This is a genomic window from Tabrizicola sp. (assembly GCF_016792905.1).
Lineage (GTDB): Bacteria > Pseudomonadota > Alphaproteobacteria > Rhodobacterales > Rhodobacteraceae > Tabrizicola.
Map to the genome: position 1 here is coordinate 1 of NZ_JAEULP010000062.1, position 22,058 is coordinate 22,058.

At 66.5% G+C, this 22,058-nt stretch carries 24 protein-coding genes; 7 read left to right on the forward strand and 17 right to left on the reverse strand.

The genetic code is table 11. The annotated features are described in order from the left end of the window. Nucleotides 1-37 precede the first annotated feature (37 nt). Both rpmI and rplT read left to right on the forward strand, forming a co-directional pair. Nucleotides 38-238 carry a 50S ribosomal protein L35 gene (rpmI, locus tag JNL31_RS13005; RefSeq protein WP_103259124.1) on the forward strand — a complete coding sequence of 67 codons (201 nt, stop codon included), beginning with the start codon at nt 38-40 and terminating at the stop codon, nt 236-238. A 12-nt stretch (nt 239-250) separates the two neighbouring features. Next, entirely contained in the window at nt 251-613 is a 363-nt protein-coding gene (gene rplT, locus JNL31_RS13010) for a 50S ribosomal protein L20 (protein WP_294973884.1), read from the forward strand. 115 nt (nt 614-728) lie between these two features. On the opposite strand, the gene JNL31_RS13015 is transcribed toward rplT, so the two are convergent. The 4 genes from JNL31_RS13015 to rbfA form a co-directional block, all read right to left on the reverse strand. Next, nucleotides 729-1,589 (reverse strand): hypothetical protein, encoded by an 861-nt coding sequence (locus JNL31_RS13015; protein WP_294973887.1) that lies wholly within the window; start codon nt 1,587-1,589, stop codon nt 729-731. A gap of 339 nt (nt 1,590-1,928) precedes the next feature. Next, nucleotides 1,929-2,831: a tRNA pseudouridine(55) synthase TruB gene (truB, locus tag JNL31_RS13020; protein ID WP_294973890.1), complete on the reverse strand. Its 903-nt coding sequence runs from the start codon at nt 2,829-2,831 to the stop codon at nt 1,929-1,931. Between the two features lie 4 nt (nt 2,832-2,835). Next, nucleotides 2,836-3,561 carry a phosphodiester glycosidase family protein gene (locus tag JNL31_RS13025; RefSeq protein ID WP_294973892.1) on the reverse strand — a complete coding sequence of 242 codons (726 nt, stop codon included), beginning with the start codon at nt 3,559-3,561 and terminating at the stop codon, nt 2,836-2,838. Continuing rightward, nucleotides 3,558-3,983, reverse strand: a complete 426-nt coding sequence (gene rbfA / locus JNL31_RS13030) for a 30S ribosome-binding factor RbfA (RefSeq protein ID WP_294973895.1) — start codon at nt 3,981-3,983, stop codon at nt 3,558-3,560. Before rbfA ends, JNL31_RS13025 begins: the two co-directional genes overlap by 4 nt. 84 nt (nt 3,984-4,067) lie before the next feature. Here rbfA and dapB point away from each other — a divergent pair, with 84 nt between their 5' ends. Then, complete coding sequence (dapB, locus tag JNL31_RS13035; protein ID WP_294973897.1) at nt 4,068-4,877, forward strand: 4-hydroxy-tetrahydrodipicolinate reductase; 810 nt, start codon at nt 4,068-4,070, stop codon at nt 4,875-4,877. A 199-nt stretch (nt 4,878-5,076) separates the two neighbouring features. Here dapB and JNL31_RS13040 read toward each other — a convergent pair whose 3' ends face one another. Continuing rightward, nucleotides 5,077-5,247 carry a DUF1674 domain-containing protein gene (locus JNL31_RS13040; RefSeq protein ID WP_294973900.1) on the reverse strand — a complete coding sequence of 57 codons (171 nt, stop codon included), beginning with the start codon at nt 5,245-5,247 and terminating at the stop codon, nt 5,077-5,079. An 85-nt stretch (nt 5,248-5,332) separates the two neighbouring features. Between JNL31_RS13040 and JNL31_RS13045 the strand changes: the two genes are divergently transcribed. After that, nucleotides 5,333-6,565 (forward strand): transcription antitermination factor NusB, encoded by a 1,233-nt coding sequence (locus JNL31_RS13045; RefSeq protein ID WP_294973903.1) that lies wholly within the window; start codon nt 5,333-5,335, stop codon nt 6,563-6,565. A 321-nt stretch (nt 6,566-6,886) separates the two neighbouring features. On the opposite strand, the gene JNL31_RS13050 is transcribed toward JNL31_RS13045, so the two are convergent. From JNL31_RS13050 to JNL31_RS13090, 9 genes are all read right to left on the reverse strand, one after another. Then, nucleotides 6,887-8,062 (reverse strand): lytic murein transglycosylase, encoded by a 1,176-nt coding sequence (locus JNL31_RS13050; protein ID WP_294973906.1) that lies wholly within the window; start codon nt 8,060-8,062, stop codon nt 6,887-6,889. Nucleotides 8,063-8,171: 109 nt separating this feature from the next. Further along, a complete protein-coding gene (gene rnr / locus JNL31_RS13055; protein WP_294973908.1) occupies nt 8,172-10,403 on the reverse strand; it encodes a ribonuclease R in 2,232 nt (743 codons plus the stop codon). A 175-nt stretch (nt 10,404-10,578) separates the two neighbouring features. Continuing rightward, nucleotides 10,579-10,995: a GNAT family N-acetyltransferase gene (locus tag JNL31_RS13060; protein WP_294973942.1), complete on the reverse strand. Its 417-nt coding sequence runs from the start codon at nt 10,993-10,995 to the stop codon at nt 10,579-10,581. A 14-nt stretch (nt 10,996-11,009) separates the two neighbouring features. After that, nucleotides 11,010-12,161, reverse strand: coding sequence for a succinyl-diaminopimelate desuccinylase (gene dapE / locus JNL31_RS13065; RefSeq protein WP_294973911.1), 1,152 nt, complete (start codon nt 12,159-12,161; stop codon nt 11,010-11,012). 80 nt (nt 12,162-12,241) lie between these two features. After that, nucleotides 12,242-12,586, reverse strand: coding sequence for a hypothetical protein (locus JNL31_RS13070; RefSeq protein WP_294973914.1), 345 nt, complete (start codon nt 12,584-12,586; stop codon nt 12,242-12,244). Continuing rightward, on the reverse strand, nt 12,583-12,918 hold the full coding sequence (locus JNL31_RS13075) for a hypothetical protein (protein WP_294973916.1): 336 nt from the start codon (nt 12,916-12,918) through the stop codon (nt 12,583-12,585). Before JNL31_RS13075 ends, JNL31_RS13070 begins: the two co-directional genes overlap by 4 nt. 2 nt (nt 12,919-12,920) lie before the next feature. Next, nucleotides 12,921-13,757: a 2,3,4,5-tetrahydropyridine-2,6-dicarboxylate N-succinyltransferase gene (gene dapD / locus JNL31_RS13080; RefSeq protein ID WP_294973918.1), complete on the reverse strand. Its 837-nt coding sequence runs from the start codon at nt 13,755-13,757 to the stop codon at nt 12,921-12,923. An 84-nt stretch (nt 13,758-13,841) separates the two neighbouring features. Continuing rightward, nucleotides 13,842-14,603 carry a hypothetical protein gene (locus tag JNL31_RS13085; RefSeq protein ID WP_294973921.1) on the reverse strand — a complete coding sequence of 254 codons (762 nt, stop codon included), beginning with the start codon at nt 14,601-14,603 and terminating at the stop codon, nt 13,842-13,844. Nucleotides 14,604-14,614: 11 nt separating this feature from the next. Then, nucleotides 14,615-15,229, reverse strand: a complete 615-nt coding sequence (locus JNL31_RS13090; RefSeq protein ID WP_294973924.1) for a hypothetical protein — start codon at nt 15,227-15,229, stop codon at nt 14,615-14,617. Between the two features lie 153 nt (nt 15,230-15,382). Here JNL31_RS13090 and JNL31_RS13095 point away from each other — a divergent pair, with 153 nt between their 5' ends. Continuing rightward, complete coding sequence (locus JNL31_RS13095; protein WP_294973927.1) at nt 15,383-16,198, forward strand: LOG family protein; 816 nt, start codon at nt 15,383-15,385, stop codon at nt 16,196-16,198. Between the two features lie 66 nt (nt 16,199-16,264). On the opposite strand, the gene JNL31_RS13100 is transcribed toward JNL31_RS13095, so the two are convergent. Then, the gene (locus tag JNL31_RS13100) at nt 16,265-16,417 is read right to left on the reverse strand and encodes a hypothetical protein (RefSeq protein WP_294973930.1); all 153 of its coding nucleotides are present in this window, start codon (nt 16,415-16,417) and stop codon (nt 16,265-16,267) included. A gap of 268 nt (nt 16,418-16,685) precedes the next feature. Then, nucleotides 16,686-17,894 (reverse strand): crosslink repair DNA glycosylase YcaQ family protein, encoded by a 1,209-nt coding sequence (locus JNL31_RS13105; protein WP_294973932.1) that lies wholly within the window; start codon nt 17,892-17,894, stop codon nt 16,686-16,688. Between the two features lie 182 nt (nt 17,895-18,076). Between JNL31_RS13105 and JNL31_RS13110 the strand changes: the two genes are divergently transcribed. Next, nucleotides 18,077-19,447, forward strand: a complete 1,371-nt coding sequence (locus JNL31_RS13110) for a cation:proton antiporter (protein WP_294973934.1) — start codon at nt 18,077-18,079, stop codon at nt 19,445-19,447. Here the strand turns inward: JNL31_RS13110 and JNL31_RS13115 are convergent. Next, nucleotides 19,383-20,612, reverse strand: coding sequence for an FAD-dependent monooxygenase (locus tag JNL31_RS13115; RefSeq protein WP_294973936.1), 1,230 nt, complete (start codon nt 20,610-20,612; stop codon nt 19,383-19,385). The genes JNL31_RS13110 and JNL31_RS13115 overlap by 65 nt on opposite strands. Before the next feature lie 76 nt (nt 20,613-20,688). On the opposite strand from JNL31_RS13115, the gene JNL31_RS13120 reads away from it, so the two are divergent. Further along, entirely contained in the window at nt 20,689-22,020 is a 1,332-nt protein-coding gene (locus JNL31_RS13120; protein ID WP_294973939.1) for an amidase, read from the forward strand. Nucleotides 22,021-22,058: the final 38 nt, after the last annotated feature.

Sequence of the window (22,058 nt, forward strand, 5' to 3'; positions counted from 1 at the left end):
GGCATGCCGAGTCGTGCCTGCAACCACGGAGATGGAAATGCCCAAGATGAAGACCAAGTCGGCGGCGAAGAAGCGCTTCAGCTTCACGGCCTCCGGTCGGGTGAAGGCCGGTCCCGCCGGCAAGCGCCACGGCATGATCAAACGCACGACGAAATTCGTCCGCGACGCATCGGGAGCGATGATCCTGTGCGACAGCGACGCGAAGATCGTCAAGAAATACATGCCCTACGACCGGTAAGGAGAGCACCCGATGTCCCGCGTTAAATCCGGCAAGGTGACGCACGCCCGTCACAAGAAGGTCATCAAGGCCGCCTCGGGCTATTATGCCGCCCGGTCCACGAACTTCCGCACCGCCACCCAGGCGGTCGACAAGGCCAACCAGTACGCGACCCGCGACCGCAAGGCCCGCAAGCGCCAGTTCCGCGCGCTGTGGATCCAGCGGATCAACGCCGCGGTCCGGCTGTTCGACGCCGAGATGACCTATTCGCGCCTGATCAACGGCCTGGCGAAAGCCGGGATCGAGGTCGACCGCAAGGTCCTCGCCGACCTCGCCGTGCACGAACCCGAAGCGTTCAACGCCATCGCCGGCCAGGCGAAAGCCGCGCTGGTCTGATCTCGGTCAGGTGCTGAAATTCCGAAAGGCCCTGCGGCGATGCGGGGCCTTTTGCTTTTTGGCCGGCGGCAAATGGATGGGCTAGGTAAGAAAAATCTTGTAGCTGACGCTTGCGTCACGAACGCAGCATAGCTTCGATTTTGCTCCACGCGGGAATAGCATCGAACCGATACTTCCGCAGACCGGATAGCTTCGTGAAGAGATCAAAAGAGTGAAGGGTCTTCAGGATCAGTAGTGGGGCGTTGTAGGAAGCCATTACCACACCGGAGAGAGTGCCGCGATTTTCGACTAGCAGATTCTGCAGGACGGTTCTTTCGTTGAACGGGTCAACAATCCAGGCGTCGCCTTTTAGAACAAATGTAACCGACACAGATTCAGCAGCTGGATGAACAATCTCGCATAACCTTGCATAGAGTTGTTGCACATCAGCTACTTTCATTTTATCTACATAGTCGATGTACTTATATGACGGCATGGCCTTGTGGCTCTCCGGTGCCTCTTCGGACTTAGTAACCTTGCGAGCGTGCGTAAAATGTATAAGTGAGTCTTCGAGTTCCTGCGAAATCATTAATGGTCCTGTGGCCTTTCCATTGATTGCGACTTTCAGCGCGTCCTTATTGTCAGCAAGCGCATAAGCTACCGGGCCCAAACTAAGGCCGATATCGCCCGCTGACTCAATCAGGCTTCGACAAGCGGAAGCGCAGCCATACAAGCTTCGTGCCTCGTACTCACGGATCGCTACCTCGATCCAGCGAGTTGTCCTGAATACCGCTGCGACAGATGCCATATGCGCACGGTATAGGATCTCGGTCCAATAGACACGTCCGGCATGTTCCATTCCAGTTTCTGCGTCGCGGGTGTTGATTTCAAAGTCATCTAGGTCCTCAAAACGGTAACTGTCTTTTGCGAGATCAGACGCAATGTCGCTTACAATTTTTCCATAAACGGCGGCTTCCTTACCAAAGATCGCGACCATTCCAGTATGGTCAAGATTCACGGATATAGTCGGGTTTGAAGCAGCAGCCATAGGTTAGCTCTCTACTGTTGAGTATGGTCAGGTAGCGTTTCGAAGTCGCCGCATAGTTACGGAAGTTGCTTTGCATCATCTCGCAAAATAAAATATTGTCTACTACGGAATATCTACTACAGAATAATCGGTCGCCTACTCGTCAGCATTGCGGCTTCTTCATCCAAGTGCAGCGTTGCCATGAGCCTTCGCCCAAATACTGTAGTCTGGACCTACTCGGCGACTGCACAAGTGAAGGGCGCTGCTAACATTGGATCGGACGGTCACAAAGGCTTCTGATATCTGCCTCTATCTGTTGAACACCCGGCTCGGGTGCAACTCGCCCCCCCGGTAATGCCCCACCGCCACCGCCAGCCCGTCCAGACTGGCCCAGCCCTCGGTCCCCCAGTCGGCGTGCCCGATCACCTGCCCCGGATTGCCGTTGCGAAGCCGCACCGCGCCTTCCGGTGTGGCCGCGAACTCTGGAAGGTCCATGAGCCCCAGCTCCAGCGGCAGGAGGCGCGCATCCAGCGCCTCGGTCTTAGCCTCTGCGTCGATCATCTCCAGCGTCACGCCCTGCTCCGCCCGGAACGGCCCCGACCATTCCCGCCGCAGCCATTCGACATGCCCCAGACACCCCAGCGCCTGCCCCAGGTCGCGGGCGATGGACCGCACATAGCCGCCCTTGCCGCAGACCATCTCAAGATCCACGTGATCCGCATCCGGGCGCCCGGTCACGCGCAGGCTTTCCACCCACAGGGGCCGCGCTGCCAGCTCCATCGCCTCGCCCTCGCGCGCCAGGTCATAGGCCCGCTCGCCGTCCACCTTCACCGCCGAATACTGCGGCGGGACCTGCTCGATCTGCCCCCGGAACGCCGCCAGCGCCGCCTCGACCTCTGCCTCCGTCGGCCGCAGAGCCGAGGTCGCGAGCACCCTTCCCGAGGCATCATCCGTATCCGTCGCCGCCCCGAGGACCACCCGGAAGCGGTAGCATTTCAGCGCATCGGTGATGTAGGGGATCGTCTTCGTCGCCTCCCCCAGCGCCACCGCCAGAACGCCGGTCGCATCCGGGTCCAGCGTCCCCGCATGCCCTGCCTTCTGCGCCGACAACGCCCATTTCACCTTGTTGACCACCGCCGTCGAGGTCACTCCGGCAGGCTTGTCCACCGCCAGCCAGCCGCTGACCGCCCGGCCCTTCTTCACCCGGCCCACGCGATCAGCCCTTCGGAACCACGGTGCCGACGATCGGCCCCATCGGGAAGCCGCCATCGTGCCGGTCCAAAGCCGGCGCATAAAGCCGCGAGATGTTGCCATCGAAATACAGCGCGTCGGGCAACCCAAGTTCATCCCGGAACAGCCGGGCGAAGGCGTGGAAGTTCACCGCCTCGTTGGAAATCGCGAAGACCGCCCGCCGACCATCCTCGCTGACACCCACCCCGTTGCGGACATACAGGCTGTCGCTGTCGGCCAGCAGTTTCGGATGCAGCTTGCCGCCGATCACCAGCATCGGCCCGGACTGCGTCGCATAGCGGCAGCCGGGCTTGGTCTTCTTGTAAGTCCGGCTCTCGATCACCCGGAACCCGTCGGCGATGCAGAACACCCCGTTCGGCAGCAGCCCGAAATTCCCCGGCCCGTCGCTGGTGATCAGCTTCGACACCTCGACCCCGTCCTCGACATACAACCCCACCGGCGCCAGGTCGCGGTGATACATTCCGGCATTCATCGCGAAGCCGAGCGCCTTGCCCTCGGCCCCAAGTGCTTCATCCACATTCCTGAAACTGCCGTAGGCGCCATCCGGCCCGGAATGGAACAGCCGTAAATCCTCGCCCGCCCGCACCTCGCACAGCGTATAGGACGCGCCCTCGAACGTGGTATCCCGGCACTCGGCCGCGCTCGCCGCCACCGGGGCCAGCGCCAGGGCAAGCGCAAGCCAGAGCCTCATTCCGCGTCGTCCGCCGCGTCAAGGTCGCGCTGGACCGAGGGGTCTGCGAACAGCCGCCGTGTCTCGTCCAGCCGGTCGAAGGTCTCGTCGGGGCGGAAGCGCAGGTCCGGCGCGTATTTCAGCGTCAGTTCCGACGCCACCCGGTGCCGCAGCTCGGCCTTGTTGCGCGCCAGCGCCGCGATGGCGTTCTCCACCGGCACCGACCCCATCAAGGGCATCACATAGACCGTCGCCACCTTCAGGTCGGGCGAGCAGGACACCTCGCCCACGGTGATCGACATGGCGTTCAGTTCGGGGTCATGGATTTCCGCCCGGTTCAGCACGTCCGACAGCGTGCGGCGGATCAGTTCCCCCACGCGAAGCTGGCGTTGCGACGGGCCGGACCCGGTATTGAAGCGCTTGTTCGACATGGGCGTTCCCATAGGCCCTTTCGCCCCCGCCCGCAACGCCGGGCTTCTCACGCCTGCGGGAAGCGGCTAGGGAAGGGCAAGGACAAGGGGGCAAGCATGAGCGATCAACCCGGACTGGTGGTGACCGGCACCTCGGGGCGGATGGGCCAGACGCTGATCCGGCTGGCGCAAGGCTCCGACCGCCTGCGCCTCGTCGGCTGCGTCGAACGCGCGGGCCACCCCTGGATCGGCCGCGACGTGGGCGAGGCGATGGGCGGTGCCCCGATCGGCGTCAAAGTCACTGACGACGCGCTGGAGGCGTTCGCGAAAGCGCAGGCCGTGGTCGACTTCACCGCGCCTGCCGCCACGGTGGAATTTGCCGCCCTTGCCGCCCAGGCCCGCGCCGTTCATGTCATCGGCACCACCGGCCTGGAAGCGGAGCACCTCGCCCGGATCGAGGCCGCTTCCCGCCACGCGGTGATCATCCGCGCCGGGAACATGTCGCTCGGCGTGAACCTCCTGGTCCGCCTGACCGAAAAGGTGGCGAAGGCGCTCGACGCCGACTGGGACGTGGAAATCGTCGAGGCCCACCACCGCATGAAGGTCGACGCCCCCTCCGGCACCGCGCTGATGCTGGGCCGAGCCGCCGCCGAGGGTCGGGGCGTCTCCCTCGACGACACCAGGGTCTCCGGCCGCGATGGCATCACCGGCGCACGGGCCCGCGGTGCCATCGGTTTCTCCGCCATCCGCGGCGGCGACATCGTCGGCGAACATGACGTGATCTTCGCGGGCGAGGGCGAGCGGGTGATCCTGCGCCACCTCGCCACCGACCGCGCCATCTTCGCTCGCGGCGCGCTTCGGGCGGCCCTCTGGGGTCAGGGCAAGAAGCCGGGGCAATACGACATGATGGACGTGCTGGGGATCTGAGCCGGATGGCTCAGGGATCGAGCGTCTGCCCCCCGCGCAAGCGGCGTCCCAGACTCGTAGGGTAGGTGCCAACCCACCATCCCCCCGTCGACCGCGCAAGACGGTGGGTTTCACCCACCCTACGGGTCCTTGCCCGCGCGCCTCCCAGGGTGGGCAAATCTTGCCCATGCGCCTTCCGTGAAGCTCCCCCGCCCCCCGCTCAGAAATCGACCGCGAGCCCCTTCTTCTCCCAGTCGCCGTAGCGCACCGGCTCCGGCCCGTCGCGCCCGCCCAATTCCTTCGGCAAGGTCCCCTTCCCCTCGGCAGCCTTCCGGCGGGCCTCGGCCTCGGCAAGCGCCCGCTTCGCGGCGGGTGGCAGATCGTCGTCCATGGCCGACCCTTCCTTGTATGGCGTCCCCACCTGATATAACCCGCATCCCGAACCGGCAAGGGCCCGGACCGGGAAGGGAATCTCAATGGCCGAAGGGGTCGTGGCGCGCGCCACCGCAGTGGCAATCCTCGACGGGGTCCTGGGCGAAGGCCGGATGCTCTCCGACTTCTCCGGCGAAGGCCTCGCCCCCGCCGACCGCGCCCGTGCCCTGCGCCTGGCCGAAACCGTGCTGCGCCAGCTGGAACCCGCCGACAAACTTCTCGACAAGCACCTGCGCAAGTCGCCGCCCCTGACCGTCCGCAACACCCTGCGCCTCGCCGTGGTGGAACGCGCCGAGGGTGCCCCCGCGCATGGCGTCGTCAACGCGGCGGTGGAGATCACCCGCAAGGGCGGCAAGCGCAGCCAGCACCTCGCGGGTCTCGTCAATGCCGTTCTCCGCGCGCTGCCGGAAACCCTCACCCTGCCGGTGCAGAAGCTCCCCCGCTGGCTTCGCCAACCCCTCGTCCACACCTATGGCCGCGACACCGTCACCGCGATCGAAGCGGTCCAGGCCCAGGAACCGCCGCTCGACCTGACCCTGCGTCCGGGCTTCCCGCACCCCGAGGGCGACCTCCTCCCCACCGGCAGCCTGCGCCTGCGCAGCCCCGGCCAGCTCTCGACGCTCCCCGGCTATGCCGAGGGCGGCTGGTGGGTCCAGGACGCCGCCGCCGCCCTCCCGGCCAGGCTCCTCGACCCCCACCCGGGCGAGCATATCCTCGACCTCTGCGCCGCCCCCGGCGGCAAGACCCTGCAACTCGCAGCCAGCGGGGCGCATGTCACTGCGCTCGACATCTCTGCCCCCCGCATGGCCCGCCTGCAAGCGAACCTCGCCCGCACCGGCCTCGCCGCCACCCTCGTCACCGCCGATGCCCTGCACTGGCAACCCGAGGCGCCTTTCGACGCGATCCTCCTCGACGCCCCCTGTTCGGCCACCGGCACCATCCGCCGCCACCCCGACCTGCCCTTCGTCAAGGACGGCTCCGAACTCCCCTCCCTCACCGCGCTGCAATCCACCCTGGTCGACCGCGCCCTCGGCTGGCTGAAACCGGCAGGTCGCCTGGTCTTCTCCACCTGCTCGCTCCTCCCCGAGGAAGGCGAGGCGCAACTCGCCGCCACCCTGGTCCGCCACCCGAGGCTCACCATCGAACGCCCCGATCTCCCCGGTATAGACCCGTCTTGGTGGACCCCTGAAAACGCCCTCCGCCTCCGCCCCGACTTCTGGGCCGAGCGGGGCGGCATGGACGGCTTCTTCCTCGCCCGCCTGCGCAAACCGGGCTGACGCCCCCTGCGAGACTTCCCTTTCCTTTCACCTGGGTCCAAATATCCTCGGGGGGGTCGGGGGGCGAAGCGCCCCCGACGCCGAGGAGGAGGGCGCAAGTCCCGACGACGAGACAAGGAGTCTTCGCGCGTCAGCGCTCAATTCAGCAACCGCCCCCATCCGCCCGACCGCCGAAGCGCAGGACTATCCGCACTCCAAAGCGCCCTCTCCTTCACCGGCGAAGAGCGCCGGGATGAGGGGCATCACAGGTAAAGAAATCCCTAACGCCCGCAACCAACCCATTGATTCAAAAGGCCTGGAAAATCTGTCCACCGTGGACACCTACCGCAGCAACCCCAGCACTTCCAGGCTCGGATACCCGTCGGCGACCTTCCCCCGCGCCTTCTGGAAGGCCTTCACGGCCGCCACCGTCTTCGGCCCCATCCGCCCGTCCACGCCCCCCGGATCGAACCCCGCCCGGCCCAACCCCTCCTGCAACTCCCGCCGCTCCTCCAGCGTCAGCGCCCGCAACTCGCGCGGCCAGCCATGCTGGATCGGAGGTCCCCCCTTCAGCTGGTCCGACAGCGAGCCGATCGCCACCACATAGGCATCCGCCGTGTTGTATTTCTCGATCACCTGGAAATTCGGCCAGATCAGGAACGCAGCCCCCCGATACCCCCCCGGCAGCAGGATCGACCCCGACCCATGATCCGGCAGGTCCGCCCCGTCGAAAGTCCGCACCCCCATCGCCTGCCAGTCGCTGACCGGCTTCACCACCCGCTCGGTGGTCTGGTCATAGTCGAACCCCTCCGGCAGTGTCACCTCCACCCCCCAGGGCTGGCCCTTGGTCCAGCCCCAGTGCCGCAGATAATTCGCCGTCGAGGCCAGCGCGTCGCCCGGATCATCCCCCCAAAGGTTCTTCTTCCCGTCCCCGTCGAAATCGGCCGCAAACGCCTCCCACGACGACGGCATGAACTGCGTATGCCCGCTCGCCCCAGCCCAGGACCCCGCAAACCGCTCCACATGCCCGCCCTGCACGATCTTCAGCGCCGCAATCAGCTCCGCCTCGAAGAACGCTCCGCGCCGCCCCTCATAGGCCAGCGTCGCCAGCGACCCCAGCACCGGCAGGTCGCCCCGGTAGGTGCCATAGGCGCTCTCCAGCCCCCAGACCGCCGCAACGACCTCCTTCTCGACGCCGTACTCCGCCTCGATCCGCTCCAAGAGCGCCCGGTTCCGCTCGATAGCCTGCAGCCCCAGCGCCACCCGGTCCTCGGATACGGCGGTGTCCAGGTAGTCCCAGATCGTCTTGGAAAACTCGTTCTGGTTCCGGTCGCGCTCCACGACCTTCGGGTTGAACGCCACCCCCCGCATCGCCGCGTCGAAGGTCGAGGCCGAGACCCCCGCCGCCAGCGCCCGGGGCCGGAACCCTTCCACCCAGGCATCAAGCCCGGCCTGAGTTCCCATCTCGCCCTCCACCCCTGCCACCGGATCGGGCAGGATCGTCTGCGCAAACCCCACGCTGGCAAGGCTCCAGAACGTGATGGCCGCAACCAAACTTCCTATCTGACAGGATTTCATACTGGTCCAAATATCCCACGGGGGTGCGGGGGTGTGAACCCCCGGTCCGTCATCTCCGCTTGCGCACCAACCGCCGCTTCGCCGCCGCCTGCGCGGGCTTCCTCGGCTGATACTTGCCGCCCTTCCGGCGCGAAGGCCGCACGACCGCCCCCTCCACCGACAGAAGCTCCAGGATCAGCCCGCCCGTCACCGGCACCGCCTCTGACAGCCGCACCATGACCTTCTGCCCGATCCCCAGCACCAGCCCGGTTTCCGAGCCCATCAGCGTCTGGCTGCCCTCGTCGTAGTGGAAATACTCCCGCCCCAGCGCCCGGATCGGGATGAGGCCATCCGCCCCGGTCTCGTCCAGCCGCACGAAGACGCCGAACCGCTGCACCCCGGAAATCCGCCCGGCAAACTCCGCCCCCACCCGGTCCGCGAGATAGGCCGCCAGATAGCGGTCGGTCGTGTCCCGCTCCGCCGCCATGCTGCGCCGCTCGGCCTCGGAGATCAGCTTGCCCGTCTCCTCCAGGTTCTCCTCGTCCCACGCCGACAGCCCGTCCTTGCCCCAGCCATGGCCTGCGATCAGCGCGCGGTGCACGATCAGGTCGGAATAGCGCCGGATCGGCGAAGTGAAATGCGCGTAGTTCCGCAGCGCGAGGCCGAAATGCCCGAAATTCTCCGGGTGGTAATAGGCCTGGGTCATCGACCGCAGGGTGGAGAGGTTGATCAACTCGTCGAACTCCGTCCCCTCAGCCTGCGACAGCAGCCGATTGAGATGCTTGGTCTGCAACACCTGCCCCTTGGCCAAGGTCATCCCCGCGCCCTCCGCCACCTCGCGCAGCCCCTCCAGCTTCAGGGGCGAGGGCTCCTCATGCACCCGGAACAGCAAGGGCCGCTTCAGCCGGATCAACTCCTCCGCCGCGGCGACATTGGCGAGGATCATCATCTCCTCGATCAGCTTGTGCGCCACGAGCCGCTCCTTGAACGCGACCGAAGCCACCCTCCCCGCGTCATCCAGCTCGATCCTGCGCTCCGGCAACTCCAGGTCCAGCGGTTGCCGCACCTCCCGCGCCCGGTTCAGCGCGGCATAAGCGGCGTAAAGCGGCTTCAGCACCGGCTCCAGCAGCGGCGCGGTCTTCTCGTCGGGCGCCCCGTCCACCGCCGCCTGCACCTGCGCATAGTGCAAGGACCCGACCGACCGCATCATCCCCCGCACGAAACGGTGGCTCCGCTTGTGGCCTTCGTGGTCCACCACCATCCGCACCGCGAGGCAGGCCCGATCCACGCCTTCATGCAGCGAACAGAGGTCGCCCGACAGGATATCGGGCAGCATCGGCACCACCCGGTCGGGGAAGTAAGTGGAATTGCCCCGCTTCCGCGCCTCGCGGTCCAGTGCGCTTCCCGGGGTGACGTAGTGCGCGACGTCCGCAATCGCGACCCAGATCACGAAACCACCGATGTTGCCGGGATCGGTATCCGCTTCGGCAAAGACCGCATCGTCGCGGTCCCGCGCATCCACCGGGTCGATGGTAAGAAGCGGCAACTCGCGCAAATCCTCGCGACCTTTCATCCCCACCGGCGCTGCCCTGTCAGCCTCGGCGATCACCGCGTCGGGAAAGACATCCGGAATGCCGTGCTGGTGAATGGCAATCAGGCTCGCTGCCCTTGGCCCCGCCGGATCGCCCAGCCGCGCCACGATCTGCGCTGCCGGAAGACCCAGCCGCCGCGCGCCCACCGCCTCGGCCTCGACCAGTTCGCCCTCCTTCGCGCCCATCGTCATGTCGGGCGAGACGCGCCATTCCTTGTCGTCACCCTTCTCGATCGGCACGATCCGCCCGCCTTCGCGGCCCAGCCGGAACACGCCCAGCACCTTGCGCGGGTTCGATCCCAGCCGCCGGATCAGCCGCGCCTCGTAGGCGTGGTCGTCGAGATCCACCTTCGCCAGCCGCGCCAAAATGCGGTCGCCCGCGCCCAGGGCCGGATCGCCCTTCTTCGGGATGACCAGAATGCGCGGCCCTTCGTCCACGCCCTCTTCCAGCGGCTTCGCATAAAGATCGCCCGCCGCATCGGGCGGCAGCACCTGCAAGACGGCAACGGGCGGCAGCACTCCCGGCTCGCGGAAGCGGCGGCTGGATTTCTCCACCACCCCCTCTCCCTCCAATTCGCGCAGAAGCGCCTTCAACTCGATCCGCGCATCGCCCTTGATCCCGAAGGCCTTGGCAATGTCGCGCTTGGCCGCAAGGCCGGGGTTGTCGGAAATCCACTGACGGATTTCATCCTTGGAGGGCAAAGGTTTCATGGCGCAAGACCTAGCATGCCGGGCCAGACAACACTACCCGACTGGGATTTCACCTGGCTGTAAATATCCTCTGGGGGTTTTGGGGGGCGAAGCGCCCCCAATGACCGAGGAGGAGGCGAAGCCCGACGACGAGACAAAAGACTTGCGCGTCAGCGCTCCGCTTGAAAGCCGCCGGTCACAAGGCGCGGCGCATGTGCCGGTGCAGGATACCCGCATCGAGGAACTCCTCGCCCTCGACCGCGAAGCCAAGTTTCTCGTAGAACCCCGTCGCATGGCTCTGCGAGCCGAGATAGGCCTCGCTGATCCCGGACTGCCGCCGCAACTCCTCCAGCGCCGCAAGGATCAGCGCTTCGCCCAGACCGATCCCCCGCGCTTCCGGCAGCACGCAGACCCGGCCGATCTTGCCCACGGCACCGTTCATCAGGATGCGCGCTGTGCCGACCGGGCAATCCCCGTCCCAGGCAAGAAGGTGAATGGCCTTGCCATCCAGCCCGTCAACCTCGTCCGCCTGGCTCACGCCCTGCTCGTCGATGAACACCACCTTGCGCAGCGCCTGGCAGGTGGGCAGGTCGCGCGTCACCTCGATGCGGATCGGATCGGGACGGCTCACGCGAAATACTCCCGCAGGATGCGGCCATAGATCGCCTTCAGCTGGTCGATCTGCACCACTTCCACCCGCTCGTCGACCTGGTGCATGGTCTTGCCGACCAGCCCGAACTCCACCACCGGGCAGTGATCCTTGATGAACCGCGCGTCCGAAGTGCCGCCAGAGGTCGAGGCCACCGGCTTCCGCCCCGTCTCGGCCTGCACCGACTTGGCCACCATCGCCGACAATTCGCCCGGCGGGGTCAGGAAGCTTTCGCCCGAGACGGAAATCTTCAACCGGATGTCCGTGCCCGTCGCCTCGGCCACCGCTTCCGCCTCGTGCCGCAGCCAGGCCGAGAGCGTGTCGCCGGAATGGGTATCGTTGAAGCGGATGTTGATCCGCGCCGTTCCCTTGGCCGGAATCACGTTCCCCGCCGGGTTGCCGCAGTCGATTGTGGTGATCGCCAGCGTCGAGGGGTCGAAATGCTGCGTCCCCCGGTCCAGCGGCTCCGCCTCCAGCCGGGCCAAGAGCTTGACCATCGCCGACAGCGGATTCTTCGCCCGGTGCGGATAGGCCGAATGTCCCTGCACCCCCTCGATGGCGACGTCGCAGGTCAAGGAGCCTCTTCGGCCGATCTTCATCATGTCGCCCATCTCGTGCGGGCAGGTCGGCTCACCGACCAGGCAATGCGTCATCCGCTCGCCGTTGAAGGCCATCCAGTCCAGGATCGCCACGGTGCCGTCCGTGCCCTCGCCTTCCTCGTCGCCGGTGATCGCAATGATCACCGCGCCGTCGGGGGGCGTTTCCCGCACGAAATCCGCTGCCGCCGCGACAAAGGCCGCCACCCCCGACTTCATGTCGCAGGCGCCCCGGCCGTACATGAACCCGTCGCGGATCTCGGCCCCGAACGGATCATGCGTCCAGGCCTCGGCATCGCCAACCGGTACCACGTCGGTATGCCCGTTGAAGCCGAAGGCCTTGTTCGCCCCCTGCTTGCCCCAGCGTGCGTAAAGGTTGGCAATCCCCCCCCGGTCGACCCGCGTGCAGGCGAACCCCGCCTTGCTCAGCACCCCGTCCAGAAGCGCTATCGCCCCACCCTCGGCAGGCGTGACAGACGGGCAGCGGATCAACTTGGCGGTCAGTTCCACCGGGTCTACGGGTTCAAAAGGCATCATCAGGTCCAGATTGGCTTGCAAGCGATCCCTAACCGCTCAGGCCGGGTCCTGCAACCGCAAGGCGTAATCCCGTGACGTCAGTCGAAGAACGGCGTCATCTCGGCGACGATGACCGAATTCTCCGCCAGCGCCCGCTGCATCAGCGCCTGCTCCGCCTTGTCGATCTCGTCGCCCGCCTTCAGCCGCTCGTCCAGAGTGCCCAGGCCCTGCACCTCCAGTGGCGAGAGGTCGGCCTCCTTCAGGATCGCCACCGTCTCGCGCACCGCTTCCGCCTCGTCCACGCCCGAAGCATAGCACAGCAGTGCCGCGCCGGTGGCCTTGGGCGGCAACCCGTCGCCCTCCTTGCGGCCGACCTCGACGATCAGCGAGTAAACCTGCTGCGGCCGCTTCGGCTTGCCGCCCTCTCCGGTCGCGTCGGTCATGGGCAGGGTTCCAGCACGTTCACGAAACCGTCCTCGATCACCGCGAGCCCCTCCGGCACCCGCATCAGCATCATGCGCTTGGCATAGCTCTCGCCCTCGCCGCTGCATTCGGCATCATAAAGCACTGCCGACATGCCGTTCACGGCAACCGGATTGGTTAACCGGCAGGCGCTTTCCACTCCGTAGAACACGTCATCGCGCACCGCCAGCGCGCCCCCGTCCGATCCCACGCTCTTGCAGTCCCAGCCTTCGCCCGCCCTGTAGAGGCCGTCAAAAGGTCCCGCAGTTGCGGGAACCGCCAGGGACGCGAGAAGAAGCGGGGCAAGTCGCATGATCAATCCCTGAGCAGTTCGTTGATGCTGGTCTTCGACCGGGTCTGCGCATCCACCTTCTTCACGATAACCGCGCAGTAAAGGTTGATCCCCCCCTTCGATGGCATCGACCCGGCGACCACGACCGACCCGGCTGGCACCTCGCCATACATCACCTCGCCGGTCTCGCGATCGACGATCTTGGTCGACTTGCCGATGAAGACCCCCATCCCCAGGACCGACCCTTCCCGGACGATGCAGCCCTCCACCACTTCCGACCGCGCGCCGATGAAGCAGTTGTCCTCGATGATCGTCGGCCCGGCCTGCATCGGCTCCAGCACCCCGCCGATCCCGACCCCGCCCGAGAGGTGGACATTCTTGCCGATCTGCGCGCAGGAGCCGACCGTGGCCCAGCCGTCCACCATCGAGCCTTCATCGACATAGGCACCGACGTTCACGAAGGACGGCATCAGCACCACGCCCTTGGCGATGTAGGCCGACCGCCGTACGATCGACCCCGGCACCGCCCGGAACCCGGCCTCGCGCCAGTCCGCCGCCGTCCAGCCCTGCCATTTCGACGGCACCTTGTCCCACCAGTTCGCCCCGCCGTTCGAGCCCGAAATCTCGTACATGTCGGTCAGCCGGAACGACAGCAGGACGGCCTTCTTCGCCCACTGGTTCACATGCCAGTCATTGCCCCGCTTTTCCGCCACCCGCAGCGACCCGCCATCCAGCGCCGACAGCGTCGCCTCGATGGCATCCCGCACCTCGCCCTTGGTGGCAGGCGAAATCCCCTCGCGCGCCTCCCAGGCGGCTTCGATGGCGGCTTCCAGCGCGGCGTTCGGGGCGGTCGTCGACATCGGGTCTACCCTTCAGGTTGGTGTCGTGTTCGCCCTGCCTATAGCCGCAGCCATCCCGCCAGACAATCGTCCCCAGCAGCGGTTTCAGGTCGCTCGAGGATCGGTCCGCGCCGTCATGTACAGCACGATCCCCGCAATCGCCGTCAGGAACAGCGCGCTGGTGATGATCGTGCCGAACCCCATCCCGCCGTATTCCGCAGGCTGCGACAGCAGGTCCCCAAACGAAGCCCCCAGCGGTCGGGTGAAGATATAGGCCAGCCAGAACCCAAGGATCGCGTCCAGCCCAAGCCCGAAATATCCCAGGGCCAGCGCCGCGATGATCATCCCGAACAGGATCCCCGTCGCCAGATACCCAAGCCCGAACTGCTCAGCCACAAGGTCCCCCGCCGCTGTCCCCAGCGCGAAGGTGAACAGGATCGCCAGCCAGTAGAATGCCTCGCGGCGGAAACTGGTCACGTCATGGATCGAAAGCGTCCGCTCCACCCGCTGCCAGACCAGAAACGTCACCGCCAGCGCCACCGTGAACACCGCCGTGGTGACCGTCAGCGGCACGCCGAAATTGTCCACCAGATTGTCCGTCACCAGTGTCCCCACGATGCTGATCAGCACCACCGCCAGCCAGTAGGCCCAAGGCACATACCGCCGTTGGAAGAACTGAACGGCCAGCGCGACAACCAGCACTCCGGTCATGATCCGCGATGTGGTCGTCAGCCCCAGCCCCAGGTTCACCGCCAGATAATCCGCGGCAGTTTCCCCCATCGTCACCGCCATCAGCTTGATCAGCCAGAAATCCAGCGTGACCTCGGGCACCCGGTTGGCCGGGCGTGTCATGTCGTTCATCGGCATCGCGCTCTCCCTCACCCGGCCAAAGCCGCCAGCGCCTCGGCGCTGAAACTGTCCGCGGTCTTGTCGTCATCGGCGTTGCACCGTTCGGTCGCCTTGGCCACCAGATCGTCCGCCTTGGCCGCCGCCTCTGGCGTCACCGCCGCCTGCCGCGCCTTCACTTCCGTCAGCATCGCTTCGCAGGGCAGCGAATGGCCCGCACCGTCGGTCACCGCGACATCGCCGATCATCAGCACACCGCCGACCGAGGTTTTGCCCTGTGACGGGTCCGCCAGCACCGCCTGAAGCGCCACCAGAGTCGCATCCACTTCCGCCGGGTCCGGGGTGGCTGCGCGCAACGCCGACAGCGCATCGTCGGTTGCGCCGTCGACCCGCCCCCAGTCCTCGGGGTTCTTCGGGCGCATGACCGCCTCCGCCTCGTCCCAGGCGGTCTCCAGATCAGTGACCCGGGTCGCTGCCGCCGCCAGGTCCCCGCCTCTTGCGATGGCCTGAACATCCGCGACGATGGCCGAAAACCCCGTCATGTCGCCCAAAGGCGCGGTGGCCGCCGGGGTGAGCAGGATGCGCCCGCCGAAGAAGGCGCCGACCGCACCCGCCACCAGCGCTGTTGCCAGAAGAAACTGCCTCACGTTCCAACCTCCATGAGTTGCGACACAGGGACTGCACGTCTTGTCCATCCTGCGACAACTCACGCCCGCGTGAGATTTGGCCCAATCCCCGAACTGGTCCTTTGCAACGGGACGGGATAAGCCTGCGCTTACCGATCCAACGCCGGACACCCGATGAAAGACGAACCCCGCAGCCATCCGTTCCGCGATTCGGTCGAGGATATCGCCGCCGCCAAGCGCATCCCCGACACGCCGCAGACCCGCGCCCCCGCCTATCGCCTGGCCTTCGCCGACCGCGATTTCCTGACGCGCGAGGAACTGCGTCCCGTCCGCCTGCAACTGGAACTGCTGAAACCGCAGCTCATCATGGACGAACGCGGGATCGAGACCACCATCGTCCTCTTCGGCGGCGCCCGCATTCCGGCGCCCGAACATCGCGACCAGGCGCGCACCAAGGCGCTGGCCGACCTGTCGCACTACTACGACGAAGCCCGCCGCTTCGCGAAGATGATGACCGAACGGAGCCTGGCCAGCTACGGGCGCGAGAATGTCATCTGCACCGGCGGCGGCCCTGGCGTGATGGAGGCCGGGAACCGGGGTGCGGACGAGGCCGGGGGGCAGTCGATCGGCCTCAACATCGTCCTGCCGCACGAACAGGCCCCGAACGCCTATGTCACCCCGGACCTGTCGTTCAATTTCCACTACTTCGCCATCCGCAAGATGCATTTCCTGATGCGGGCCAAGGCGATCTGCGTCTTCCCCGGCGGCTTTGGCACGATGGACGAGATGTTCGAGTCGCTCACCCTGATCCAGACCGGAAGAATGAAGCCGATCCCCTTCCTCCTCTTCGGACGCGAGTGGTGGGAGAAGGTGGTGAACTGGAACCACCTGGCGGAGGCCGGGGTGATCTCGCCCGAGGACCTTTCGCTTTTCGCGATGGTCGAGACGGCGGAAGAGGCGGTAAGCGTGATCGACGGGTGGGCGGCGTAGGGTTGGTGCCAACCCACCGCTCGCCAACGGACGAGGAACGGCGGGTTTCACCCAGCCTGCGGCACCCTACTTGCCCTTGGCGGGCTTGGCGTGATCGGCGCTGATGCCTTCGACATGCACGATGATCGAGGTGTCGTGTTCGCTGATCTCGTAGTGGATTGCAGAGGCCGGGTTGGTCAGCAGGACGGCCAGTGCGAGAGCGGAAGTCAGGGTCTTCATTCTCATCTCCATCGGCTGAGGGATGCGCTGGCCCCAACCTATTCAGCCGGGGTTTCTGCATCCAGTGACAAACCCCGTCATGATTGCCGGACCCGTGGGCGCGCGCAGTGGCGATGTCAGGCACGAGCCACCACTACCCGACCGATTCGCCAGATTGGTTAACTCCGGTCGACCCACACGCGCGTATGGCCGCAATCCATACACTTTCCATACGGAACCCAGACGCCGGTCCCGCCCTGCTCCGGCCAGATTACCACAGCGCTCCCCGTCACTTGGCGACCCGGATCGTCTCCCGCTCCCACCCGTCCAGAAACTCCAACCGCTCGCACCCCGCGAACCGCGCCAGCCGGTCCAGCTCGCCCTCCAGCTTCGCGCGCCGACCCTTGGTCAGCTTCACCCCGGCTTCCGGCCAGAAGGCCTTGACCCGCAGGCTGCCCGCATCGCGGAAGGCCTTCACGTCGATCCGCCCGATCAGTCTTTCGCCCTCCATCACCGGAAAGACGTAGTAACCCCAGACCCGTTTCGGCTCGGGCACGAAGACCTCGATCCGGTAGTAAAAGCCGAACAGGAACTCGGCCCGGTCGCGGTCGCGCAGCGCCGGGTCGAACGGCGACAGGATGCGCAGGCGGGGGGTGGGCTCGGGCGGTTCCTCGTCCAGAATCTCGGGGAAAATGAAGGTCTTGCGGCGCTGGCCCAACGACCCTTCAACCTCGGCCTCGATGATCTCGCCGCGCGTCAGGGCCTCCCGGCACCACTGCTTTGCCGCCTCCGGCCCGACGGCATTCCAATAGGCCGCGATCTCTCCGCTGGTGCCGAACCCCAGCTGCCGCAGCGCCGTGCGGCAGGCCCAGTCGCAAACCTCCTCCACTGGCACCGCCGCCCGGTGCGCCTCGGGGATCACCCGTTCGGTCAGGTCATAGATCTTGGCGAACCCATCCCGCCGCGTCACCGCGATCCGCCCGGTGCGCCACAACCATTCCAGCGCGGTCTTCGACGGATGCCAGTCCCACCAGCCCCCCTTGCCCCGCACCTCGCCCTCGCCGACATCAGCGGTTCCCACCGGCCCGTCCTTGGCTATCCGGTTGAGAATGTTGTCAAACTGCGCCTCATACCCCTCGCGGAACCAGCTCCGCCAGTTCTTGTGCAGCCGCTCTTCATCGCGGCGAAAGCGATGCTGCCAGACCCCGTGCAGCCGCGAAGGCAGGATCGAGGCGTCATGCGTCCAGTGCTCCCAAAGGCTTCGGTCCCGCTCCAGCAACCGCTTCAGCGCCGGGGGTCGGAACGCCTGCCGCCGCGACCACAGGATCATCTCATGCGCCCGCGCCACGGTGTTGATGCTGTCCACCTGCACGAAACCGATCCGTTCGATCAGGTCGTGCAAAGCCTGCCCCGCCGCAGGGCCGGAGGGCGGCTCGGACAAGGCGTGGCGGTCAAGGAACAGGCGGCGGGCGCGGGGGTTCGGGATCAGGACTGGCATCGCCAAGGCGTAACATTGCAAAGTGTTTCGGCAAATGGAGGAATTGTGACCGGAAGCTTCGCCACGGCGGTTGCATTGCGCGAATCAGTACCTACTATCCCCTTGTCTCCTGCCACAAATTCCCGAAACGTGCTTGGCCGCGCCGGTTTGCCGGATCGAGGGCCGGAAAGAACCGCGAAGCATTGCCCCACGAAACGCCCCTCATCTCGATCCTTGTCGCCGGCTTCGGCCTAGCCTTCATCTTCGGCCTTCTGGCGCAGCGGCTGAAGCTGCCGCTGATCGCGGGCTATCTGCTGGCGGGCGTCGTCATCGGACCCTTCACGCCGGGCTATGTCGCGGACATGGGGCTGGCCACGGAACTGGCCGAGCTTGGGGTGATTCTCTTGATGTTCGGGGTCGGGCTGCACTTCTCGCCGCGCGACCTGATGGCGGTGAAGGCCATCGCCGTGCCGGGGGCTTTGGGGCAAATTGCCGTGGCAACCGCCTTTGGCACCGCAATGGGTTGGGCCCTGGGCTGGAACATCGGCGCCGGGCTGATCTTCGGCCTGGCACTTTCCGTCGCCTCGACAGTCGTGCTTCTGCGCGCGTTGCAGGACCGCGATCTCGTGACCAGCGACAAGGGTCGCGTGGCCGTCGGCTGGCTGATCGTCGAGGATCTGGTGATGGTCCTTTGTCTTGTTCTGATCCCGCCGCTGGCCGGGCTTCTGGGCGGCACCGCAATGCCGGTGGCGGAAGAGGCCGAGGCGGTGGCCGAAGTCACCAGCAACATCGGCATCGGCCCGATCGCCGCGACCGTGCTGATCACGCTCGCCAAGGCCGCCGCCTTCGTCGGGCTGATGCTGGTCGTGGGCCAGCGCGTGATCCCCTGGGTGCTGCATTTCGTGTCGCAGACCCGCTCGCGGGAACTGTTTCGCCTGTCGGTGCTGGCCATCGCCCTTGGGGTCGCCTATGGCGCGACGCATTTCTTCGGCGTGTCCTTCGCGCTGGGGGCATTTTTCGCCGGGATGGTGATGTCTTCCTCGACCCTGTCCCAACAAGCCATGCGCGAGACGCTGCCCCTGCGTGACGCCTTCGCCGTGCTGTTCTTCGTCTCGGTCGGGATGCTGTTCAATCCGGGCGTCGTCGTCTCGGACCCGCTGGCGCTTATCGGGACGGTGGCGATCATCCTTTTCGTCAAGTCGGTCGCCGCCTACTATATCGTGAAAGCCTTCGGACGGTCGCACGACCAGGCGCTGACCATCGCGGCCAGCCTGGCGCAGATCGGCGAATTCTCGTTCATTCTCATCAGCATGGGCGTGACGCTCGACATCGTTCCGGCCGAGGCGCGCGACCTGGTGGTGGCGGGAGCGATGATCTCGATCCTGGCGAACCCGCTTCTCTTCCACCTCCTTGACCGGCGCGAGGCGCGGAAGGTGGCGGCCCGTTCCTCCGTATCTGATGACGTGGCAGCCGAAACCAACAGAGGCGGCGTCACCGACGAGGCGACCGCTAGATCTGCCGCCCCGTCAGCAGTTTCGGAAGCTCTCCCGTCAAGCCCGCCGCCTGCCGGATGAAGCCCCGGCGCAGACCCGGAAGGGCGTTGACCACGCCCATCCCGAGGTCGCGCCCCAGGCGCAGGAGGGGATTGTCACTGGAAAACAACCGGTTGACCGTGTCCATGCCCAGGGCAAGCGCGGTGGAATCGAACCGGCGCCAACGCTGATACTCCTCCAGCGCGGCGGGGCTTCCGGGTTCCTCGCCACGACGGCGGGCGAGGATCAGGACCTCGGCCAGCGCTGCCACGTCTCGCAGGCCAAGGTTCAGGCCCTGCCCGGCGATGGGGTGCACGCCATGTGCCGCATCGCCCACCAGCGCCACGCGGGGGGCGATGAAGCGTTCGGCCAGCGACAGCGACAGCGGATAGGTAAAGCGCTCGCCCGTAAGGGCAATCTCGCCCAGGAAATCGCCGAAGCGGGGGCGCAGAGCCTCCAGGTATTCGGTATCCGGCAGGGCCTGGATCGCGGCGGCGGTGGCGTCCGTCTCGCTCCAGACGATACTGGAATGGTGTCCGCCCTTCAGCGGCAGGATCGCCAGCGGGCCGGAGGGCATGAAGAACTGATGCGCCACGCCGCCGTGGTCCTTCTCATGTCGGATCGCCGTGACCAGCGCGGTCTGGCCATAGCCCCAGCCGATCCGCCGGATCCCCGCCCGAGTCGCCACGCCCGAGCCACGCCCGTCGCAGCCGACCAGAAGACCGGAGGTCAACCTGCGCCCCGAGGCCAGTGTCACGGTCACGCCGGACGGACCAACCTCTTGGGCCTGAACGCTTTCCCCCGACAGGAGCGTGATGCCCGGCGTGGCCTGCATCGCGTCAAGGAAGGCCGCGTAGAGGTGACGATCCTCCAGCATGTGGCCCATCGGGCCTTCCTCGATCTCCGCCGCATCGAAATGCAGGAAGAACGGCCCGGAGCCTTCCCCGGCCCGCCCGTCCGAGGCCTTGATCTGAAGCATCGGTTGCGCCTTGTCGGCCACGCGCTGCCAGACTCCGATCGCGGTCAACAGCCGCACCGAGGCGATGGCCAGCGCATAGGCCCGCCCGTCGAACCCGGCCTCGGCGCGGGACCGGGCGGGGCGGGCGTCCACCACAGTGACGCGGAAGCCGCCCTGCGCCAGCGCCAAGGCGAGGGCTGGGCCGTTCAGCCCCCCGCCCGCGATCAGTATGTCGGTGTCCCAGGTCATGACCTCTTCTTAGCCCGCGACGACGGATTGTCCATGCGTCGCCAAGCCGCTACCGTTCGGGAAAACGGGGGGCGGGATGAGCGGAACCTGGGCAAACATGACGGCGGCGGACCTCGGTCGCGGGATCGGCGCGGGCCGCATCAACCCGGTCGAACTGTCCGAGTTCTTCCTCGACCGGATCGAGGGCCACGCCCTTGCCCCCCGGATCTATGCCCGCACCACGGCAGCGCGCGCGCGGGGCGAGGCGATGGCGGCGGCATCACGCGCCAAGGCGGGCCTGCGCAAGGGCCTGCTGGATGGGGTGCCGGTCAGCTGGAAGGACCTGTTCGACACGGCGGGCGTGGCAACCGAGGCGGGGTCGGCGCTTCTGAAAGGCCGCACGCCGGACCGCGATGCCGCCGTTCTGGAGGTGGCCACGCTGCAAGGCCTCGTCTGCCTGGGCAAGACGCATATGTCGGAACTGGCTTTCTCGGGCCTTGGCCTGAACCCGGTGACGGCAACGCCGCCCTGCCTGAACGACGACAAGGCGGTGCCGGGGGGGTCATCCTCGGGTGCGGCGGCCTCGGTGGCCTTCGGGCTGGCTCCTGCCGCCATCGGGTCGGACACCGGCGGATCGGTGCGGCTCCCGGCGGCCTGGAACGACCTTGTCGGGCTGAAGACCACCTCCGGAAGCCTGCCGCTGGCCGGGACCGTGCCGCTTTGCGAGCGTTTCGATACCATCGGCCCATTGGCCCATTCGGTCGAGGACTGTGCGCTGCTGCTGGCCGCCATCAGCGGCAATCCGGTGGCGGACCTTGGCGGCGCCGATCTTTCCGGCACCCGTCTTGCCGTGCTGGAGACGGTGGCGCTGGACGATCTGCGCGACCGGCCGTCGAAGGGGTTCGAGGATGCCGTCGTGCGGCTGGAGCGCGCGGGGGCACGGATTGTGCGGATCAACGCCCCGGAAGTAGCCGAGGCGATGGCGCTGGCCGCGGTTCTCTTCACTTCCGAAGCCTATGGCATCTGGCGCGAGATGATCGAGGCCGCGCCGCAGAAGATGTTCCCCCGGATCCTGGAGCGCTTCCGCTCCGGCGCCTCCGTTACTGCGGTCGACTATGTCGCAGCCTGGCGGCGGTTGGAGGCGATCCGTCGTTCTTGGGCCGAACGTGCCTCGGTCTTCGATGCCGCGATCCTGCCCACCTCGCCGATCCTGCCGCCTGATGCCAACCGGCTGATGACCGACGACAGCTACTATGTGATCGAGAACCTGCTGGCCCTGCGCAACACGAGGATCGGCAACCTGATGGGCGTCTGCGCCCTGACCCTGCCGACCTCGCAGCCCTCCTGCGGGATCACGCTGATGGGTGCGGCGGGCGGCGAAGCGCGGCTGTTGCGGCTGGGCGCGGCCGCGGAACGGGCGCTGATCTAGACCCGGTGATAGGGTGAGCCCGCCAGGATCGTCGCGGC

Bases quoted from the DNA above. Each gene is read 5' to 3' on its own strand.
- rpmI (WP_103259124.1), top strand. From the start codon at position 38: ATGCCCAAGATGAAGACCAAGTCGGCGGCGAAGAAGCGCTTCAGCTTC.
- rplT (WP_294973884.1), top strand. From the start codon at position 251: ATGTCCCGCGTTAAATCCGGCAAGGTGACGCACGCCCGTCACAAGAAG.
- JNL31_RS13015 (WP_294973887.1), bottom strand. From the start codon at position 1,589: ATGGTCGCGATCTTTGGTAAGGAAGCCGCCGTTTATGGAAAAATTGTA.
- JNL31_RS13025 (WP_294973892.1), bottom strand. From the start codon at position 3,561: ATGAGGCTCTGGCTTGCGCTTGCCCTGGCGCTGGCCCCGGTGGCGGCG.
- rbfA (WP_294973895.1), bottom strand. From the start codon at position 3,983: ATGGGAACGCCCATGTCGAACAAGCGCTTCAATACCGGGTCCGGCCCG.
- dapB (WP_294973897.1), top strand. From the start codon at position 4,068: ATGAGCGATCAACCCGGACTGGTGGTGACCGGCACCTCGGGGCGGATG.
- JNL31_RS13040 (WP_294973900.1), bottom strand. From the start codon at position 5,247: ATGGACGACGATCTGCCACCCGCCGCGAAGCGGGCGCTTGCCGAGGCC.
- JNL31_RS13045 (WP_294973903.1), top strand. From the start codon at position 5,333: ATGGCCGAAGGGGTCGTGGCGCGCGCCACCGCAGTGGCAATCCTCGAC.
- rnr (WP_294973908.1), bottom strand. From the start codon at position 10,403: ATGAAACCTTTGCCCTCCAAGGATGAAATCCGTCAGTGGATTTCCGAC.
- dapE (WP_294973911.1), bottom strand. From the start codon at position 12,161: ATGCCTTTTGAACCCGTAGACCCGGTGGAACTGACCGCCAAGTTGATC.
- JNL31_RS13070 (WP_294973914.1), bottom strand. From the start codon at position 12,586: ATGACCGACGCGACCGGAGAGGGCGGCAAGCCGAAGCGGCCGCAGCAG.
- JNL31_RS13075 (WP_294973916.1), bottom strand. From the start codon at position 12,918: ATGCGACTTGCCCCGCTTCTTCTCGCGTCCCTGGCGGTTCCCGCAACT.
- dapD (WP_294973918.1), bottom strand. From the start codon at position 13,757: ATGTCGACGACCGCCCCGAACGCCGCGCTGGAAGCCGCCATCGAAGCC.
- JNL31_RS13085 (WP_294973921.1), bottom strand. From the start codon at position 14,603: ATGCCGATGAACGACATGACACGCCCGGCCAACCGGGTGCCCGAGGTC.
- JNL31_RS13095 (WP_294973927.1), top strand. From the start codon at position 15,383: ATGAAAGACGAACCCCGCAGCCATCCGTTCCGCGATTCGGTCGAGGAT.
- JNL31_RS13100 (WP_294973930.1), bottom strand. From the start codon at position 16,417: ATGAAGACCCTGACTTCCGCTCTCGCACTGGCCGTCCTGCTGACCAAC.
- JNL31_RS13105 (WP_294973932.1), bottom strand. From the start codon at position 17,894: ATGCCAGTCCTGATCCCGAACCCCCGCGCCCGCCGCCTGTTCCTTGAC.
- JNL31_RS13115 (WP_294973936.1), bottom strand. From the start codon at position 20,612: ATGACCTGGGACACCGACATACTGATCGCGGGCGGGGGGCTGAACGGC.
- JNL31_RS13120 (WP_294973939.1), top strand. From the start codon at position 20,689: ATGAGCGGAACCTGGGCAAACATGACGGCGGCGGACCTCGGTCGCGGG.